Source organism: Streptomyces sp. NPDC104313 (genome assembly GCF_055583985.1).
Window position 1 is genome coordinate 1 of record NZ_JBVJMW010000015.1, and the last position, 18,528, is coordinate 18,528.

At 71.6% G+C, this 18,528-nt stretch carries 18 protein-coding genes and 1 rRNA gene; 15 read left to right on the forward strand and 4 right to left on the reverse strand.

Going from position 1 to position 18,528, the window contains the following annotated elements; all coding sequences use genetic code 11:
* The 9 genes from rrf to ACZ60Q_RS28650 form a co-directional block, all read left to right on the forward strand.
* Positions 1–70 (forward strand): 5S ribosomal RNA (gene rrf, locus ACZ60Q_RS28610); the annotation flags it as partial.
* A gap of 71 nt (positions 71–141) precedes the next feature.
* Complete coding sequence (locus ACZ60Q_RS28615) at positions 142–786, forward strand: HAD family hydrolase (RefSeq protein ID WP_469640272.1); 645 nt, start codon at positions 142–144, stop codon at positions 784–786.
* Positions 787–828: 42 nt separating this feature from the next.
* A complete protein-coding gene (locus ACZ60Q_RS28620; protein ID WP_469640274.1) occupies positions 829–2,031 on the forward strand; it encodes an MFS transporter in 1,203 nt (400 codons plus the stop codon).
* Positions 2,000–3,172, forward strand: a complete 1,173-nt coding sequence (locus ACZ60Q_RS28625) for an acetoin utilization protein AcuC (RefSeq protein WP_469640276.1) — start codon at positions 2,000–2,002, stop codon at positions 3,170–3,172. The genes ACZ60Q_RS28620 and ACZ60Q_RS28625 overlap by 32 nt, the downstream gene beginning before the upstream one ends.
* Positions 3,173–3,274: 102 nt before the next feature.
* Positions 3,275–4,090 (forward strand): phosphatase, encoded by an 816-nt coding sequence (locus tag ACZ60Q_RS28630; protein ID WP_469640278.1) that lies wholly within the window; start codon positions 3,275–3,277, stop codon positions 4,088–4,090.
* Between the two features lie 128 nt (positions 4,091–4,218).
* Positions 4,219–4,431, forward strand: a complete 213-nt coding sequence (locus tag ACZ60Q_RS28635) for a helix-turn-helix domain-containing protein (RefSeq protein ID WP_215111323.1) — start codon at positions 4,219–4,221, stop codon at positions 4,429–4,431.
* A 110-nt stretch (positions 4,432–4,541) separates the two neighbouring features.
* Positions 4,542–4,640 carry a 30S ribosomal protein bS22 gene (locus ACZ60Q_RS28640; RefSeq protein WP_003948845.1) on the forward strand — a complete coding sequence of 33 codons (99 nt, stop codon included), beginning with the start codon at positions 4,542–4,544 and terminating at the stop codon, positions 4,638–4,640.
* A gap of 149 nt (positions 4,641–4,789) precedes the next feature.
* Positions 4,790–5,878, forward strand: coding sequence for an NAD-dependent epimerase/dehydratase family protein (locus tag ACZ60Q_RS28645; protein WP_469640280.1), 1,089 nt, complete (start codon positions 4,790–4,792; stop codon positions 5,876–5,878).
* Positions 5,879–5,893: 15 nt separating this feature from the next.
* Positions 5,894–6,964 carry a lysophospholipid acyltransferase family protein gene (locus ACZ60Q_RS28650; protein ID WP_469640282.1) on the forward strand — a complete coding sequence of 357 codons (1,071 nt, stop codon included), beginning with the start codon at positions 5,894–5,896 and terminating at the stop codon, positions 6,962–6,964.
* 84 nt (positions 6,965–7,048) lie between these two features.
* Here the strand turns inward: ACZ60Q_RS28650 and ACZ60Q_RS28655 are convergent, their stop codons facing one another.
* From ACZ60Q_RS28655 to ACZ60Q_RS28665, 3 genes are all read right to left on the reverse strand, one after another.
* Positions 7,049–8,260, reverse strand: coding sequence for a DUF5667 domain-containing protein (locus ACZ60Q_RS28655; protein ID WP_469640284.1), 1,212 nt, complete (start codon positions 8,258–8,260; stop codon positions 7,049–7,051).
* Positions 8,261–8,471: 211 nt separating this feature from the next.
* Positions 8,472–9,248, reverse strand: coding sequence for an ECF subfamily RNA polymerase sigma factor, BldN family (locus ACZ60Q_RS28660; protein ID WP_469640286.1), 777 nt, complete (start codon positions 9,246–9,248; stop codon positions 8,472–8,474).
* Between the two features lie 383 nt (positions 9,249–9,631).
* Positions 9,632–10,591 carry an HAD family hydrolase gene (locus ACZ60Q_RS28665; protein WP_469640288.1) on the reverse strand — a complete coding sequence of 320 codons (960 nt, stop codon included), beginning with the start codon at positions 10,589–10,591 and terminating at the stop codon, positions 9,632–9,634.
* A 135-nt stretch (positions 10,592–10,726) separates the two neighbouring features.
* Here ACZ60Q_RS28665 and ACZ60Q_RS28670 point away from each other — a divergent pair, with 135 nt between their 5' ends.
* The 6 genes from ACZ60Q_RS28670 (at position 10,727) to hemB (ending at position 17,335) form a co-directional block, all read left to right on the forward strand.
* Positions 10,727–11,017: a glutaredoxin family protein gene (locus ACZ60Q_RS28670; RefSeq protein WP_469640290.1), complete on the forward strand. Its 291-nt coding sequence runs from the start codon at positions 10,727–10,729 to the stop codon at positions 11,015–11,017.
* Between the two features lie 257 nt (positions 11,018–11,274).
* Positions 11,275–12,036, forward strand: coding sequence for a redox-sensing transcriptional repressor Rex (locus tag ACZ60Q_RS28675; RefSeq protein ID WP_469640292.1), 762 nt, complete (start codon positions 11,275–11,277; stop codon positions 12,034–12,036).
* Positions 12,033–13,535: a glutamyl-tRNA reductase gene (locus ACZ60Q_RS28680; RefSeq protein ID WP_469640294.1), complete on the forward strand. Its 1,503-nt coding sequence runs from the start codon at positions 12,033–12,035 to the stop codon at positions 13,533–13,535. Before ACZ60Q_RS28675 ends, ACZ60Q_RS28680 begins: the two co-directional genes overlap by 4 nt.
* On the forward strand, positions 13,532–14,518 hold the full coding sequence (gene hemC, locus ACZ60Q_RS28685; RefSeq protein ID WP_469640296.1) for a hydroxymethylbilane synthase: 987 nt from the start codon (positions 13,532–13,534) through the stop codon (positions 14,516–14,518). Before ACZ60Q_RS28680 ends, hemC begins: the two co-directional genes overlap by 4 nt.
* Positions 14,515–16,185, forward strand: a complete 1,671-nt coding sequence (locus ACZ60Q_RS28690; RefSeq protein ID WP_469640298.1) for a bifunctional uroporphyrinogen-III C-methyltransferase/uroporphyrinogen-III synthase — start codon at positions 14,515–14,517, stop codon at positions 16,183–16,185. Before hemC ends, ACZ60Q_RS28690 begins: the two co-directional genes overlap by 4 nt.
* Before the next feature lie 142 nt (positions 16,186–16,327).
* Positions 16,328–17,335 (forward strand): porphobilinogen synthase, encoded by a 1,008-nt coding sequence (gene hemB, locus ACZ60Q_RS28695; protein ID WP_469640299.1) that lies wholly within the window; start codon positions 16,328–16,330, stop codon positions 17,333–17,335.
* Positions 17,336–17,527: 192 nt separating this feature from the next.
* Here hemB and ACZ60Q_RS28700 read toward each other — a convergent pair whose 3' ends face one another.
* On the reverse strand, positions 17,528–18,358 hold the full coding sequence (locus tag ACZ60Q_RS28700; RefSeq protein ID WP_469640301.1) for a DUF4253 domain-containing protein: 831 nt from the start codon (positions 18,356–18,358) through the stop codon (positions 17,528–17,530).
* Positions 18,359–18,528: the final 170 nt, after the last annotated feature.

Here is an 18,528-nt window from a genome sequence, read left to right on the forward strand (position 1 = left end):
GGAAGCTAAGCCTTTCAGCGCCGATGGTACTGCAGGGGGGACCCTGTGGGAGAGTAGGACGCCGCCGAACAATTTTTCCGGGAAAGCCCCGTGCCTTGTGGCACGGGGCTTTTCTGCGTTCTGAACGTCTAGGGTCGAACCATGCGCTACGAACTGGTCATCTTCGACAACGATGGTGTGCTCGTCGACAGTGAGCCGCTTGCCAACACCGTCCTCTCCCGCTACCTGACCGAACTCGGTCACCCCACCTCGTACGACGAGTCGCTCCGTGACTACATGGGGTCCGCCGTGCACCGGGTCCACGATCTCGTCGAGGAGAGGACCGGGCAGAAGCTGCCCGAGGACTTCGACTCCACGCTCAACACCCGTACGTTCGCCGCTTTCCAGCGGGAGCTCGTCGCGATCCACGGGGCCGAGGAACTGCTCGGGAAGCTCGTCGCGGACGGGGTGGACTACTGCGTCGCCTCCTCCGGGAGCCACGAGCGGATCCGGGTCGGGCACCGCAAGACGGGCATCGACCAGTGGTTCGAGGAGGAGTGGATCTTCAGCTCGGAGGATGTCGGGCGGGGAAAGCCGGCGCCGGACCTGTTCCTGTACGCCGCCGAGCGGATGGGGGTCGCTCCGGAGAGGTGTGTCGTCATCGAGGACAGCCCGCTCGGGGTGGAGGCGGCCCGTGCCGCGGGGATGGACGTGTACGGGTTCACCTCGATGATGCCCGCGGACCGGCTCGTCGGAGTGACCGGGCACTTCTCCGACATGGCTCACCTTCCCGAACTGCTCACCTGATCCCTCTACCCCCGGGTAGAGCCTGGCTCTACGCTCGCGGCCATGACTGATGCGGGGTTGCGGCACGGCAGGGCCTCCCTGGGGTTGAGCTTCGGCGTTCAAGGGGTGACCTTCGCCCTTCTGGTGACGCGCATCCCCGCCGTTCAGGACCAGTACGGGATATCCGACGGGCTGTTGCCCGTCTTCCTCGCCGCTGTCCCGATCCTGGCGGGGGCCGGCAGCGTGGCCACCGGGAAGGTGGTCGCCCGGGTGCGGCCCGGTGTCGTCCTGCGGTGGTCCCAGCCCCTGGTCCTGCTCGCCCTGCTCGGGGTGGGTGCTGGGCGGGAGGTGTGGCACGTCGCCGTCGCGCTCGGCGTCTTCGGGCTGGCCGTCGGAGCGCTGGACGCCTCCATGAACATGCTGGGCGTCAGCCTCCAACGGGCTTACGGGCGCAGCATCATGATCGGCTTTCACGCCGTCTACAGCCTCGGCGGGATCGCGGGGGCGTCCCTGGCGTGGGCCGGGGCGCGGTGGGACCTGTCGTTGCTCGTGTCCTACCTGCCCGTCGTGGTGGTGCTGTTGCCCGCCGCGCTGGTCGGGAGCCGGTGGTACACGGAGGGAAGGAGGCCGCGGGGGAAGGAGCCGCGCCCCGCCGACGCCGGTGGGGCGCTGTCGTTCAGGCTGCTGCTGCCGCTGTGCCTCGTCATGAGCTTCGCGTACATCGGGGACTCCACCGTCTCCAACTGGAGTGCCAAGTACCTCCAGGACGTGCTGGGCGGTTCGGAGGAGCTTGCGACCGTTCCGTACAACGTCTACATGGTGACGACCCTGCTGGGGCGGGCCGTGGGGGACCTCGGGGTGCGGCGGTTCGGGGCGGTCGCCGTGGTGCGGGGCGGGAGTCTGCTGGCGGCCGGCGGGTTCGCGGTCGTGGCGGTGGCTCCCGGGGCCCGGGCGGGGATGCTCGGGTTCACGATGCTCGGGTTCGGGCTCTGTGTGATCGTTCCGCAGACCTTCGCGGCGGCCGGGCGGATGTTCCCGGGGAACAGCGACGCGGCCGTGGCCCGGTTGAACATCTTCAACTATGTGGGGTTCTTGGTCGGTTCGCCGCTGGTGGGCGCTCTGGGGGATGTGTGGAGTTATCGCGGGGCCATGCTCGTACCGATGGTTCTGGTGCTGGCGACGCTCGTGTACGCCCGCGCGTTCGGGCCGGAGCCCGCCCGATACGGTGGCGGGCATGAGCGGCCGCACACAGCTGATGTGGGATGACGCAGTCACGGGGTACGACTTCGGGGAGACGCACCCCATGGACCCGGTCCGGCTGGCCCTGACGATGGGGCTGGTACGGGCGTTCGGGCTCGACGGTGCGGTGGATCTGCGGTCGGCGAAGTCCGCCGGGGACTCCACCCTGCGGCTCGTGCACCGTGAGGACTACGTGGCGGCGGTGCGGGCCGCCTCCGTGGATCCGCGGGCTGCCGACCAGGGCTACGGGCTCGGGACCGTGGACGATCCGGCGTTCACCGGGATGCACGAGGCGTCCGCTCTGATCGCCGGGCTGTCGGTGGGCGCCGCCGAGGCCGTGTGGCGGGGGGAGTGCGAGCACGCGGTGAACTTCACCGGGGGGCTGCATCACGCCATGCCCGGGTCGGCCGCCGGGTTCTGTGTCTACAACGACCCCGCTCTCGCCATCGCGAGGCTGCTGGAGCTGGGCGCCGAGCGGGTCGCGTACGTCGATGTGGACGTCCATCACGGGGACGGGGTGCAGGCCGCGTTCTGGGAGGACCCGCGCGTCCTGACGATCTCGCTGCACGAGCACCCGAGGACCCTCTTCCCGGGGACCGGGTGGCCGGAGGAGACCGGGTCCGGGTCGGGTGAGGGCGCCGCGGTCAATGTGGCGCTGCCGGCCGGGACCGGGGACGCGGGGTGGCTGCGGGCGTTCCACGCGGTGGTGCCCGAGCTGCTGGCCGACTTCCGGCCCCAGGTACTCGTCACCCAGCACGGGGCCGACACGCACTTCGAGGACCCGCTCGCCCACCTCGCGGTGTCCCTGGACGCGCAGCGGTCGGTCATGGAGTCCTGCCACGAACTGGCCCACCGGTACGCGGACGGCGGGCGTTGGGTGGCGCTGGGAGGCGGCGGGTACGCGGTGGTGGATGTGGTGCCCCGGTCGTGGACGCATCTCGTCGGGATCGCGGCGCACGCGCCCGTCGATCCGGCGGCGGTGGTGCCGCAGTCCTGGCGGGACCTGGTCCACGCCCGTACGCGGCAGTTGGGGCCGGGGAGGATGACGGACGGGCGTACGCCGTCCTGGAAGGCCTGGGAGGACGGGTACGACCCGGCGGACCGGCTGGACCAAGCGGTGCTGGCGTCCCGGAAGGCCTCGTTTCCGCTGCGGGGGCTGCTGACCTGAGGTCCGGGCGGCGCGGGGGCATTGTGCCGTGCGTTACGCCAACGGTGGGGCGTAACGGGATTCCCGCCCGCCGGGTCTCCGCCGTACGGCAGCATCCCAGGGGTGTTGAGCACCGGGGCGCTGCGCGCCCATCTGCTGGCGGCCCGGCTGGCCGGGCCCGTGGCCACTTCGCGCGAGACCAGTCTGCGCAGCTACCGGCTGTTCGCCGCACGGGATCCGCGGGTGATGCTGGGACTGGCGCCCGAACGGGCCTGGGGCGAGGGCGAGTTGTTGCGGCTGATGGCGGACCGGTGCGGGGTCTCGGCCGATCCCGCGCATCTGAGCGGGCCCGACGTGATCGATCCGGAGCGGACGGTGGCCGCGCTGGACGCGTTCGCCGAGCGGTTGGCGCTGCTGGCGGAGCGTCGGGCTCCGGTGCTGCTGGGGACCGGCCATCCGCACCGGCTGCTCGGTTTCTACGCCGGGCTGGCAGACGCTCTGTCGGCGGCGGGCTGTCCTGTGCTCACCCCCGCGCAGGGCAGATGTGTCGACATAACGACCCGGTTTGGCGTACGTACGTACCACCTCGACTACGTACGGGGTGTCGCCCTGGTGCGCGAACCGGGGGGGCGGCCCACGGGGGGCGAGACCGGCGCGCACACGCATTCGCCGCTTCCGGTGCGGCTCGCGCTCCAGGACGCGGCGGAGCGGCTCGGGGTGCTGCCGGAGTTGGTGATCGGGGATCACGGCTGGGTCTGCGGCGCAGGTCAGCTGGGGATCGAGGCGATAGGGCCCGCGGACACGGACGATCCGGCGCTGTTCGTGGGCGAGGCCGAGGGGCGGGTGTCCCTCGTCGTTCCGTTCGACGACGGCGTACGGGCGCCGTTTTACCGGCCGTTGACGCGCTATGTACTCAATCGGGCCCGTCTGTCACCGTAGGCCGTTGGCCGCCCCTCCTCTTCCCCACTCGCACCACGCGCCCCTAATCTGTGGAGTGAGCGCACAGCGACGAAGAGTCACCGGAGGGGAAGCCGGTGCGCGTCCGGTGCGGAAGGTACAGGTGGGTCATGGCTGCTGGCAGCGAGAGGCCTCTCAACGAGGTCAAGTTTCTGACCGTGGCGGAAGTCGCCTCGGTCATGCGAGTGTCGAAGATGACCGTGTACCGCTTGGTGCACAGCGGTCATCTGCCGGCGATCCGGGTGGGCAGGTCCTTCCGGGTGCCGGAGCAAGCGGTTCACACGTATCTCCGCGAGTCCTTTGTGGGGGTGGAATCAGCCTGAGGTTGCCTGCGGATTACGCCCCTCGGACGGTGGCGGGTAGGCTAGGCCGACGTAGGTCGTGTGGGCCCAGACGCCCCGCACCAGTGAAAATGAAGTGAGCGAGGGTAGTCGTGGGCTCTGTTATCAAGAAGCGGCGCAAGCGGATGGCCAAGAAGAAGCACCGCAAGCTGCTCAAGCGCACGCGCGTTCAGCGTCGCAACAAGAAGTAAGCGAACGCAGTTCGTGAGATCCGCAGCCCTTTCGCCGTCCTGGCGGGAGGGCTGCGGTGCGTTTCGGAGCCCGGGGTCGTCACAGGGCGGCGTCCACCCGCTACGGTGACGGCCAGGGAAGTCACCGCGGGAAGCAGGGGAGCCGGGTCTTGGGAAAGGTCGTGCTCGTCACAGGAGCGGCCCGGCAGCTGGGCGGCCGTTTCGTCCGGCGCGTCCAGTGCGAGCCCGGGGTGGACCGGGTGGTCGCCGTCGACGCGGTCGCGCCCGCGCACGAGCTGGGCGACGCGGAGTTCGTGCGGGCGGATATCCGGCAGTCCGCCCTGGCGCGGATCCTGGCCGAGCACGCCGTCGACACGGTCGTGCACCTGGACGTCTCCGGCAAGGCGCTCGGCGCCGGCGGCCGGACGGCGATCAAGGAGACGAACGTCATCGGCACCATGCAGCTGCTCGGCGCCTGCCAGAAGTCCCCGACGGTGCGCCGGCTCGTGGTGAAGTCCAGTACGAGCGTGTACGGGTCGGCGCCCCGCGATCCCGCCGTGTTCACCGAGACCACTCCGCCCAAGTCGTTGCCCAGCGGTGGCTTCGCGAAGGACGCGGTGGAGGTCGAGGGATACGTACGGGGCTTCGCCCGCCGGCGGCCCGACGTGGCGGTGTGCGTGTTGCGGTTCGCCAACATCCTGGGGCCGCGGCCGGACTCGCCGCTCGCGGACTATCTGTCGCTGCCCGTCCTGCCGACCGTCTTCGGCTACGACCCCCGGCTCCAGTTCGTGCACGAGGACGATGTGATCGATGTGCTGGGGATCGCGGCGGGCGAGCCCCGGCGCGGGACGCTGAACAGCGGCACGTTCAACATCGCCGGCGACGGTGTGCTGCTGCTGTCGCAGTGCTCGCGGCGGCTGGGGAGGCCGACCGTCCCGGTGCTGCTGCCCGCCGTCACGTGGGTCGGCTCGGCGCTCCGTACGATCGGCATGACCGACTTCTCGCCGGAACAGATCCGCCTGCTCACCCATGGCAGGGTGGTCTCGACGGCGCAGATGCGCGAGACCCTCGGTTTCCGGCCGGAGTTCACCACGGCGGGGACGTTCGCGGAGTTCGCGCGGAGCCGGGGTCCGGGGCTGCTGCCGCCGGGGACGGTGGGCAGGGCGGTGGACCGGCTGGCGGCGTTGCCGCTCCCGGGAGGCGCCGGACCGCGGGAGCGCGGGGCCGGTGCGGTACAGACGACTCACGGCGCCAGGTAGAGGAGCGCATCGACGATGGCGGACGCCAAGGTCATTCCGTTCGACGAGGACCGTTCGCGGTCCGGTGGCGCGTCGCGTCCGGCTCGGCGCCGGACCGGGGCGGGCGGCCGGGGTGACGGCTCCGCGGCTCCGGTGAGCGCGCTGCCGGGGGCGCAGGTCCCCGAGCTGTCCGGGCTGGCTCGGGAGGCCGGGGAGGGGGATCAGGAGCTCCGTCAGGACGCGGTGGGCACGGACGGTTCCCCGGCCGGCGGCTGGGAGCGGCGGATCGCGGGCGGGCTCGCGTTCCTGCGGCGGCGGGTCACCGGTGACTACGACGTCGACGAGTTCGGTTACGACGAGGAGCTCACCGACCAGGTCCTGATGTCGATGCTGAGGCCGCTGGCCGACAAGTACTTCCGGGTCGAGGTGAAGGGTATCGAGAACATCCCGTCGGACGGCGGGGCGCTCATCGTGGCCAACCACTCCGGGACGCTGCCGCTGGACGGGCTGATGCTCCAGGTCGCGGTGCACGACAACCATCCGGCGGACCGGCATCTGCGGCTGCTCGCGGCGGATCTGGTCTTCCATCTGCCGGTCGTCAACGAGCTGGCGCGCAAGGCGGGGCACACGCTGGCCTGTGCGGAGGACGCGCAGCGGCTGCTGGAGCTGGGCGAGATCGTCGGGGTGATGCCGGAGGGGTTCAAGGGCATCGGCAAGCCGTTCGGTGAGCGTTACAAGCTTCAGCGCTTCGGCCGGGGCGGGTTCGTGTCGACGGCGCTGCGGGCGGGTGCGCCGATCGTGCCGTGCTCGATCGTGGGCGCGGAGGAGATCTACCCGATGATCGGGAACGCGAAGACGTTGGCCCGGTTGCTGGGCCTTCCGTACTTCCCGATCACGCCGACGTTCCCGTGGTTGGGGCCGTTGGGCGCGCTGCCGCTGCCGACGAAGTGGACGATCCAGTTCGGTGAGCCGATTGCGACGGACGGGTATCCGCCGGAGGCGGCGGAGGATCCGATGCTGATGTTCAACCTGACGGACCAGGTGCGTGAGCAGATCCAGCACACGCTGTACAAGCTGCTGGTGCAGCGGCGGTCGGTGTTCTTCTGATCTGCTGGGCCGGCCGGATGAGAAGGGGGCCGGTACGCGGATCGCGTACCGGCCCCCTTTTTTCTGTGCGCCGGGCCGGTCGTTCTACGGCCTGAGGTTCTCGCCGTCGATGCCGAGGCCGGGGAGGAGCCCCGGGAGGAGCGGGGGCAGGGTGACGTCCGGGGCGTCGGGTGCGCCTGGCCGGTCTTCGGGGGAGGGCGGGGCGAGGCCGTCCGTCGGGAGGTCGTCCAGCAGGCTGTCCGTACCGCCGCCCAGCAGACCGTCCTCCGGGGTGGCGTCGGCTGAGTCCGACGGGCCGGAGGGCTCGGGGGTGGTGCTGCCGTCGGTGCGGTTCCCGGGCTTCTCGGGGGTGGCGGGGGGTGCGGGGGGGCCGGTCCGGGGTGAGCCGGTGTCCGGGGTGGTGGCGTCGGAGCGTCCGGTGTCCGATCCCTTGCCCGGGGGGCGGGGGAGGAGGGACTGGAGTGGTGCGACTTCGTCCTCTATGGCGTCGAAGACGGAGCTGACCTCGTCGCGGACGTCGGTGAGCTGGACGGGCAGCCGGTCGCGCAGGCTGCTCCAGGCGTCGCGGTGCGAGCGGGAGAAGGTGTCCAGGGTCTGGATGGGGCCGATCGCTCCGTCGCGCTGGTAGGCGGAGTGGAGCAGTCGGTGGCCCTCGGAGGCGTCGTGGGACATGCCGTTGAGCGCGCGTCTGACGGCGCCGAGGGATTCGTGGTCGAGGGCGCCGGACCGGCCGCGCTCCATGAGTCTGCGGGCCTCACTGAGCCGGGTGGAGGCCTGGTCGAGATAGGCCTCGCCGCGGTCGGCGTCGCCCTTGGCCATGCCGAGGCTGATGTCCTCCATCCCGCGCTTCAGTCCGTAGAGCGAATCACCGGGGAGGGCGTCGGAACTGGCGGCGGCCACGCCGCCGAACGCTCCCGCGGCCACGCCGACGGTGAGCCCGCCGGCAGTGAGCCCCTTCGCCCAGCGTGAGCGGGGTCGCAATTTCCGCAGTGGTGAGGCCCGGTGGGCCCCTTTGCCCCGTTGCACGGGCACCGTAGTGCCCGTGGGCGCGCCGCCCTCGGCGAGCATGGTCTCCATGGCCGCGACGAGCTGGGCTCGCTGCACCATTTTGACCTCGGGGTCCAACTGCGGCTTCGGTAGCTCGCCGAGGCCGTTCGCCAGGGCCAACAGCGGTCCGCGGTCGGCCTGGTCGGCCGGCTCCGCGGGCTGTACGGCCGCCGCACCCTGGGGGGTCTGTTCTTCCAGGGCCTGGGCGAAGGCGTTCGCCCGCCGGTGTGCCGAAACGTTTGCGATCACTGGCGGCACCTCCTCTCGTCATGACGGTCGACTCCCCTGACGGTCCGGAAGGTTGCGCACCTTGAGCGTTTCCACTCGATGGAGTGAGTGGGTACGGACAAGGGGCGACGGCAGGGGGCCTGCAACCGGCACAACGAGACGCTCGGCACTTGGGTTACGCACGAAAGATGATCGGACCAGTGCGTGACGGGACGGTCACGCGGAGGCCGGATCAGCGGGCGTCGTCCGGCAGGAGTCGGGCGAGCGTCCGTACGGCTCGGTACTGGAGGGTCTTGATCGCGCCCTCGTTCTTGCCCATCACCCGGGCGGTCTCCGCGACCGAGAGGCCTTGGAGGAACCGCAGGGTCACGCACTCCTGCTGCTGGGGGTTGAGTCGCCGCACGGCCTGGAGCAGTGCGGCGTTGGAGAGGGACTCCAGGACGGAGTCCTCGGGGCTGCGCGCCACCTCGTTGGCGTCGAGCATTTCGCCGGTGGTCACTTCCAGTCGGAATCGACTGGATTTGAAGTGGTCGGCGACCAGGTTGCGAGCGATCGTGACCAGCCAGGCGCCGAAATCGCGGCCCTGCCAGGTGAACGTGGAGATGCGGCGCAGCGCGCGGAGGAAGGTCTCGCTGGTGAGGTCCTCCGCGGTCGCCTTGCCGCCCACGCGGTAGTAGATATAGCGGTACACGGTGTCGCTGTACTGGTCGTACAGGCGGCCGAAGGCATCCGCCTCACCGGCCTGTGCGCGTTCGACGAGATCCATCATGCGCGCGCTGTCGCTGTCGGCGGTGGGACGGCGGACGGTCGACGTGGTCGAGGCGGCGCGGGTGCCGCGTCTTCCGACCGCCGCACCGCGTTCGGCCAGGGCGTAGCAAGGGCCGGCAGGTGCAGGGGTGGCAAATGCGGGGACGGCGTACGCGGTGGGGACGAGGCCGCGCAAGCGGTCAATGACCGATGCGCGCAGCGTAGCCAGGCCCGAGGCGTCAACCCCGACGTGTGGGTACACGGGACTCCCAGAGGCAGAGCTTCCATCACGAGCAGTTCGAAAAACGTCACCCGTGGAAGCGGGTGGCGGTGTCCATGGTGCGTCTGAGGAGAATAACGCTTCGTGCAGGCGGCACTACACCCAGTTGTCTAAATCACCGATTCCGTCGCTTCTGTTATCACTAAGTGACGTATCAAGTGGCACATGGTGACCGTTTGTTGATCGAATTACTTCGTGATCTGTCTATGGGGGCGACGGGTTGTGGCCGGGCGTCGGCGATCCGGCTGGCCGGAGCGGGTCCTGCCCGTGTCGGCTCACCGGCTCGCGATCGGGGCTCCGGCTCCGGGCGTGGCTGCGCCCCGTGACCGATCGCGGTGGGCGCGGAGGGTGCGGAAGGGGGCGGGTCAGCGGCGGCGGCGGTGGAGGGCGACGGCGGCGGCGGTGCCCCCCGCGAGCGCGCCGACCCCGGCGGCGGCCGGGATGCCGACCTTGGCCGCCTTGCGGCCGGTGCGGTAGTCGCGCAGCCGCCAGTCGCGGGCGCGGGCGTACTTGCGGAGTTTGGTGTCCGGGTTGATCGCGTAGGGGTGGCCGACCAGCGAGAGCATCGGGATGTCGTTGTGCGAGTCGCTGTAGGCGGCGCAGCGCCCCAGTTCCAGGCCCTCCGCGGCGGCGAGGGCGCGGACGGCCTCGGCCTTGGCGGGGCCGTGCAGGGGTTCGCCGACCAGGCGGCCGGTGTAGACGCCGTCGACCGATTCGGCGACGGTGCCGAGCGCGCCGGTCAGGCCGAGGCGGCGGGCGATGATGGTGGCGGTCTCCACGGGGGCCGCGGTGACCAGCCAGACCTTCTGTCCGGCGTCGAGGTGGGCCTGGGCCAGGGCCCGGGTGCCGGGCCAGATGCGGTCGGCCATGTACTCGTCGTAGATCTCCTCGCCGATGGACATCAGCTCGGACACGCGGTGGCCCTTGACGATGGACAGGGCGCTGTCGCGGGCGTCCTGCATGTGTTCGGGGTCCTCGACGCCGGCCAGTCTGAACCAGGCCTGCTGCCAGGCGAACCGGGTGAGCTCGCGGCGTTCGAAGAACTTCCGCTTGTAGAGGCCGCGGCCGAAGTGGAAGATCGCGGCGCCCTGCATGACGGTGTTGTCGAGGTCGAAGAAGGCGGCGGCGCGGTCGTCCCCGGCGACGGGGAACGCGGGCTCCCGCGGAGGCGTCGCGTCCGCCTCTTCCGGGGCCTTGGCCAGGAGGGCGGATTCGTCGTCGGCGGCCGAGGTCCTGCGCGCGGCCTCGGCGGCGGCCTCGCCTGCCAGGACGCTCCGTGCGGTAGCGGAACGCCTACGGGGTGTGAGCCATCCAAGAGCGGCCATGCCGTGAGCATAACCAGTCCGTCCGCACCTGCCCGACCTGCCGCGATGCGCGGGCGTGAACGGTGCGGGGCGGAAGGGTGAATCGGTCGATTCCGGGCGGTCCGGGGTGGTGGCCGGCGGGCGCAGAATGAAGGCATGAGTGCTCTGTTGCGACGTAAGAGGAAGAGGCCCGCCGAGCGGGTGGTCACGCTGGTGGGGAAGCCCGGGTGTCATCTGTGCGAGGACGCGCGGGCGGTGGTGAGCGCGGTCTGCGAGGAGACCGGCGCGTCGTGGGTGGAGAAGGACATCACCGAGGACGAGGGGCTGCACGAGAAGTACTGGGAGCAGATTCCGGTGGTGCTGATCGACGGCGAACAGCACACGTTCTGGCGCGTGGACCCGGCCAGACTGCGCAAGGCGCTGGGTGCGGACGTGAAACCCGGTTAATATTGCGGGCGCTTTGCGTGGCCTCGGGGGCTGAGTTGTGAGGAGTGTGTACCGCTTTGCCCCCTTGGAGGCTGCAACGGGCCGGTGCGGTCCCTGGTTCCGGGATCGCGCGGGAAATGCGCGTGACCCCGGTCACTTTGACCGGACAAAGCGGACACCATCTTTGTGCACGCGTTCACAAAGACATAGCCTGCATTCGACGGGGCGGTCTTGGGACATACGGCCGCCTGCAGCCCCGCTCATCCCGCAGGAGCACCGTGGCAACTGGCCGAACTCACCGACCGGCGACCCGTAGCCGAGGAATTCCCGAGGCCACCGTCGCCCGACTTCCGTTGTATCTGCGCGCCCTGACCGCGCTCTCCGAGCGATCGGTCCCCACGGTCTCCTCCGAGGAGCTGGCCACGGCGGCCGGGGTCAACTCGGCGAAGCTGCGCAAGGACTTCAGCTACCTGGGGTCCTACGGCACCCGCGGCGTCGGGTACGACGTCGAGTATCTCGTCTACCAGATCTCGCGCGAGCTCGGGCTCACCCAGGACTGGCCGGTCGCCATCGTCGGTATCGGCAACCTCGGCGCGGCCCTCGCCAACTACGGCGGCTTCGCCTCGCGCGGCTTCCGGGTCGCGGCGCTGATCGACGCGGACCCCGCCATGGCCGGTACGCCGGTGGCCGGGATCGCCGTCCAGCACACGGACGACCTGGACCGGATCATCAGCGACAACGGTGTGTCCATCGGCGTGATCACCACCCCGCCCGGCGCGGCCCAGCAGGTCTGCGACCGGCTCGTCGCCGCCGGTGTGACCTCCATCCTGAACTTCGCGCCGACCGTGCTGTCGGTGCCCGAGGGCGTCGACGTGCGCAAGGTCGACCTCTCCATCGAGCTCCAGATCCTGGCGTTCCACGAGCAGCGCAAGGCGGGCGAGGACTCCGCCGCCGAGGACGAGGGCGCGCCCCCGATGCGCGCCACGCCCGTCGGCCGGAAGGGACCTGACGGGGACATGCCCGCGGTGATGCCCGCATGAGCCTCCTCGTCGTCGGGCTGAGCCACCGCAGCGCCCCCGTCTCCGTACTGGAGCGGGCCTCCCTCGCTGTCGAGACCCAGGCCAAGCTGCTCCAGGACACCCTCGCCGCGGAACCCGCGACCGAGGCCGCCGTGCTCGCCACCTGCAACCGCATCGAGCTGTACGCGGACGTGGACAAGTTCCACGCGGGCGTCGCCGAGCTGTCCACGCTGCTCGCCCAGCACAGCGGTGTCGGTCTCGAAGAGCTCACTCCGTATCTCTATGTGCACTACGAGGACCGGGCCGTCCACCACCTCTTCTCGGTGGCCTGCGGGCTGGACTCGATGGTCGTCGGCGAGGGCCAGATCCTCGGCCAGATCAAGGACGGGCTCGCGCGCGGCCAGGAGCTGCACACCGCCGGACGGCTGCTGAACGACCTCTTCCAGCAGGCCCTGCGGGTCGGCAAGCGCGCCCACAGCGAGACCGGGATCGACCGGGCCGGGCAGTCCCTCGTCACCTTCGGGCTCCAGCAGCTCGCCGCGGGGGCCGACCCCGAGCGCTGGGCCGGCGGCAAGCGCGCCCTGGTCATCGGTGCCGGCTCGATGTCCTCGCTGGCCGCCGCGACCCTCGCCCGCACCGGCGTCGCCGACATCGTCGTCGCCAACCGGACCCGCTCCCGCGCGGACCGCCTGGTGGAGATCCTCCAGCAGGGCGACGGCACGGCGGTGCGCGCCCGGGCCGTCGAGATGTCCGCGGTCGGTGACGAACTGACACGTGCCGACATCGTCGTCTCCTGCACCGGCTCCACGGGCCTCGTGCTCACCGCCGACGTCCTCGCCGACGCGCTGGGCGTGACCGTGGGCGCCGCGCCCGAGCGGCCGACGGTCACCGTCACCCCGGCCCCGGCCGACGTCGACCAGCACGCCGCCTGGGTGGAGAACGGTTCCTCCGCCGCGCAGGCCGCTCCGGCGACCGTGCCGCGCCGGGTCACCGTGCCCGCCCAGTCGACCGGCCCGGTCCGGCTCGCCCTGCTCGACCTCGCCATGCCGCGGGACATCGACGGCGCCGCCCACCGCATCGACGGTGTGCGCCTCGTCGACATCGAGTCGCTCGCCGAGGCGTCCGCCGATGCCCCGATGGCCGCCGATGTGGACCGGGTCCGCACCATCGTCTCCGACGAGGTGGCCGCCTTCGGCGCCGCCCAGCGCGCCGCGCACGTCGCCCCGACCGTGGTCGCCCTGCGCACCATGGCCGCCGGTGTGGTCGCCGGCGAGATCGCCCGGCTGGACGGCCGCCTTCCCGACCTGGACGAGAAGCAGCGCGCCGAGATCACCCAGACCGTGCGCCGCGTCGTCGACAAACTCCTGCACGCGCCCACCGTGCGGGTCAAGCAGCTCGCCAGCGAGCCCGGCGGCGCCGGGTACGCGGACGCGCTGCGAGAACTCTTCGACCTCGACCCGCAGACGGTGGCCGCCGTCTCCCGGGCAGACCTGAACGACCCGAATAGAGGGCGGTCATGACCGACAACTCACCCCCGGGCGCGCGGAACCCCGCGCCGCTCCGGCTGGGTACCCGGCGCAGCAAGCTCGCCATGGCCCAGTCCGGACTCGTCGCCGAGGCGGTTCGCGAGGTGACCGGGCGCGCCGTCGAGCTCGTCGAGATCACCACGTACGGGGACACCTCCCGCGAGCACCTGGCACAGATCGGCGGCACCGGTGTGTTCGTCGCGGCCCTGCGCGAGGCGCTGCTGCGGGGCGAGGTGGACTTCGCCGTCCACTCGCTCAAGGACCTGCCGACCAGCCAGCCCGACGACCTCGTGCTGGCGGCCGTGCCGCAGCGCGAGGACCCGCGCGACGCGCTGATCGCCCGGGACGGGCTGACCTTCGGGCAGCTGCCCGAAGGCGCCCGCGTCGGCACCGGTTCGCCGCGCCGCATGGCGCAGCTCAACGCGTACGCCCGTTCCCACGGACTGCGGATCGAGACCGTCCCCATCCGGGGCAACGTCGACACGCGGATCGGGTTCGTGCGCGACGGGGAGCTCGACGCGGTGGTTCTCGCCGCCGCCGGGCTCAGCCGTCTCGGCCGGAGCGGTGAGGTGACCGAGTTCCTCCCGGTCGACACCGTCCTGCCCGCTCCCGGCCAGGGAGCACTGGCGATCGAGTGCGCCGCGTCCAGCGCCGACCTCGCCGCCGCGCTCGCCGAGCTCGACGACCCGTTCACCCGGGCCGCCGTGACCGCCGAGCGTGCCCTGCTCGCCGCCCTGGAGGCCGGCTGCTCCGCACCTGTGGGTGCGCTGGCCGACCTCCTGGTCGACGGGCAGGTTGTCAACGAACTGCGCCTGCGCGGAGCCGTCGGTACCACCGACGGTTCCTCGTTGGTACAGCTGTCCACCACCGGTCCCGTCCCCACGTCGCACGACGACGCGGCGGCCCTCGGTCGCGAACTCGCGGCCGAGATGCTCGCCAAGGGTGCGGCCGGTCTTATGGGGGAGCGAGCACTTTGAGCCCCACCGGCCCCGCCGCATCCGACTTTCCTGCCCTGTCCGCCCAAGGCCAGGTCACCTTCCTCGGCGCCGGTCCCGGCGACCCGGGACTGCTGACCCTGCGCGCCGTCGAGGCGCTCGCGAGCGCGGACGTCCTTGTCGCCGAGCCCGATGTGCTCGACGTCGTCCGCAGCCATGCGCGGGCAGGCGTGAGCATGCCTGAGCTGACGGTTGCTGACACCTCGTCAACAACCGTCGGTGTACCCGTTCTCAGGGATGCGGCCAATCTTGTCATGGAGGCCGCGAAGGGCGGCAGGCGGGTGGTCCGTGCTGTCGCGGGCGACCCGGGCCTGGACGGGGAAGCGGGGGCGGAAATGCTCGCCTGCGCCGCCGCCGGGGTGCCCTTCGAGGTCGTCCCGGGCGTCGCGAACGCCGTCGGCGTGCCCGCGTACGCCGGGGTGCCGCTGCGGGACGCGCAGGGCGCGGACGTCCGCTTCGTCGACGCCCGTACGGCCTCCGACCGGTGCTGGAGCGAGGTCGGCGCGAGCGATGCGACCGCCGTCGTCTCCACCACACTGGACTCGGTCGCCGCCGCCGCCGGTGAGCTGGTCTCCGCGGGCCGCAAGCCCGACACCCCGCTCACCGTGACGATCGCGGGCACCACCACCCGCCAGCGCACCTGGACGGCGACCCTCGGGACGATCGCCCAGGTCCTCAAGCAGGCCAAGGTGCTGCCCTCGCCCGAGGGGCACCGGCCGGTCATAGCCGTGGTCGGAGAGCGCAGCTCCGCCGCCCAGCGCGACCAGCTCTCGTGGTTCGAGTCGAAGCCGATGTTCGGCTGGAAGGTGCTCGTCCCGCGTACGAAGGAGCAGGCCGCGTCGCTCTCCGACCAACTGCGTTCCTACGGTGCGGTGCCGCACGAGGTCCCGACGATCGCCGTCGAGCCGCCGCGTACGCCCCAGCAGATGGAGCGCGCGGTCAAGGGCCTGGTCACCGGGCGCTACGAGTGGATCGCCTTCACCAGCGTGAACGCCGTCAAGGCGGTCCGGGAGAAGTTCGAGGAGTACGGGCTCGACGCCCGTGCCTTCGCCGGCATCAAGGTCGCCGCCGTCGGCGAGCAGACGGCCGCGGCGCTGATCGACTTCGGCGTGAAGCCGGACCTGGTGCCGTCCGGCGAGCAGTCCGCCGCCGGGCTGCTGGAGGACTGGCCGCCCTACGACCCGGTCTTCGACCCGATCGACCGGGTGTTCCTGCCGCGTGCGGACATCGCCACCGAGACCCTGGTGGCCGGGCTCATCGAGCTGGGCTGGGAGGTCGACGACGTCACCGCGTACCGCACGGTCCGCGCCTCGCCGCCGCCGGCCGACACCCGCGAGGCGATCAAGGGCGGCGGTTTCGACGCGGTCCTGTTCACCTCGTCCTCGACGGTGCGCAACCTGGTCGGCATCGCGGGCAAGCCGCACAACGTGACCGTGATCGCGTGTATCGGCCCGGCCACCGCGAAGACCGCCGAGGAGCACGGCCTACGGGTCGACGTGCTGTCCCCGGAGCCGTCCGTGCACAGGCTCGCCGAGGCGCTCGCCGCCTTCGGCGCGCAGCGCCGGGACGCGGCGAAGGAGGCCGGTGACCCGGTGACCAGGCCGAGCGAGCGGCGCCCGGGTGCGCGCAGGCGTCGGACGACGACGTAGTGGTACGAGGGTGAGCGGGCCCGGTCGCTTCGGCGGCCGGGCCCGCTGTCTTCGCCGGGGCCGGTCGGCGGGGCCGGTCGGCGGGCCTTTCCCGGCGCGGGTGTCGGTAAGACCTGACCGCGTACAGGTCTATCGTCGAAGGATGACTGCGTACGGAAACTTCCCCGGCTCCCGCCCCCGGCGGCTGCGGACGACCCCGGCGATGCGGCGGATGGTCGCCGAGACACGGCTCGACCCCGCGAACCTGATCCTTCCCGCGTTCGTGCGGGAGGGTATCGACGCCCCGGTCGCCATCTCGTCGATGCCCGGTGTGTACCAGCACACCCTGGACACCCTGCGGAAGGCCGCCGTCGAGGCGGTCTCGGCCGGGGTCTCGGGGATCATGCTCTTCGGTGTGCCGGAGGACGCGAAGAAGGACGCCCGGGGCACGGCGGGCACGGACCCGGACGGCATCCTCCAGGCCGGACTGCGCGCGGTACGCGAGGAGGTCGGCGACGACCTGGTCGTGATGTCGGACCTGTGCCTGGACGAGTACACCGACCACGGCCACTGCGGGGTCCTCGACGAGGACGGGCGCGTGGACAACGACGCGACCCTGGAGCGGTACGCGGAGATGGCCCAGGTCCAGGCGGACGCCGGGGCCCATGTGGTGGGCCCCAGCGGGATGATGGACGGCCAGGTCGGCGTGGTCCGCGACGCCCTGGACCAGACCGGGTACGAGGACGTGTCGATCCTCGCCTACACCGCGAAGTACTCCTCCGCCTTCTACGGCCCCTTCCGCGAGGCTGTCGGTTCCTCGCTCACCGGCGACCGCAAGACCTACCAGCAGGACCCGGCCAACGCCCGCGAGTCGCTGCGGGAGCTGGCGCTGGACCTGGGGGAGGGCGCGGACATGGTCATGGTGAAGCCCGCCGGACCGTATCTGGACATCCTCGCCAAGGTCGCCCAGTCCGTGGACGTGCCGGTCGCGGCGTACCAGATCAGCGGCGAGTACGCGATGATCGAGGCCGCCGCCGAGCGGGGCTGGATCGACCGGGACAAGGCGATCCTGGAGAGCCTGACCGGGATCCGGCGGGCCGGGGCGCAGATGATCCTCACCTACTGGGCGACCGAGGCCGCCCAGTGGCTCGGGCGGGACGCGCGGCGCTGAGCCGCCCCGCCAAGGCCTCTCGTTCGAAAGACCCCAGGCCTGTCGTGGTTCACGGCCCACCCGCTCCGGTGTCCGACCGCTCTCTGGCCGAGAGGCTCTTGTCCGGTGCCGTCATGTCCTCTCCCGTGGTGTCCTCTTCCGTGGTGCCTGGTCCCGCTGCCTGTGGTTCCGCTGTCTCTGGTGCCGCCGGGTCTAGTCCCACCAGAACGACCACGCTTCCTGGTTGAGCACGGCCTTCTCGGCGTAGACGCCGAGGTCGTACGGCGGGGACTGGTCGATGGTGTCCGGGCAGAACGCGTAGTGCTCGGCGGCCAGGGCGCGGGCCTCCTCCATCGTGGCGGGCGGGCGGCCCACGGACACGATCATCGTGTCGAAGCCGAGCACCACGACCCGGGCGTCGTACCGGTCCTCCCAGGAGCGGAGCACCGCGCAGAGCCGCGCCACGTCGTTCTCGTGGTTCATCGGGCCCGACCAGCCGATCGCCGCCGGTATGTCGGCGCTGCGGCGGGCCGGCACGAGGGCCGTCCGCGCCCCACCGAGCCACGCGTCCGGATCGGCGGCGATCACGCCCGCGAGGCCGGCGGCCACCGTGTCCGCGTCCTCCGTCGCCTCCCGGGCGGGGACGGGCGCGAGACCGGGCCAGGGGCCGGGTCCCCCGGACCGCTCCCCGCTCTCCCCGGCCGCAGTGCCGTCGCCCACCTCGTCGTCCGCGTACTCCGTCCAGTAGCCCGCGAGGACCTCCTCGGCGTCGTGGTCGCCGGGATACGACGTGCCGTCCGGGCAGAGGTCCCACTCCTCGGGCCACTGCTCGCGCCGGCCGCCCGTGACCAGCACCGGCAGCAGCCCGACCCGCCGCCCGGCCGTCCGCAGTGCCGACCAGTCGCGCAGGCCGGCCGGGCCGTCCGCGTACCAGAGCAGCGGCTCGTGCCAGGGGCCGTCCAGCGTGGCGTCCACCAGGGAGCCGGGCGGGAGGTCCAGGCCGGAAGTGGCCAGGGAGGGCAGTGGATTCGGGAGAGTCGCCATGGTGGTGAGCCTAGGCGGCGGCACTGACAACGCGTCCGGGGCCGCGAGGAGCGGGCGGGGGACCGTACGGAGGAGCGGGCCGGGGAGCGTACGGCTGGACGGGCGCGGCTAGGGCCCGGTTGTCGGTGCCCGGGGCTATCTTCGAGGCCCGTTGCGCGCCGCCCGGTCGT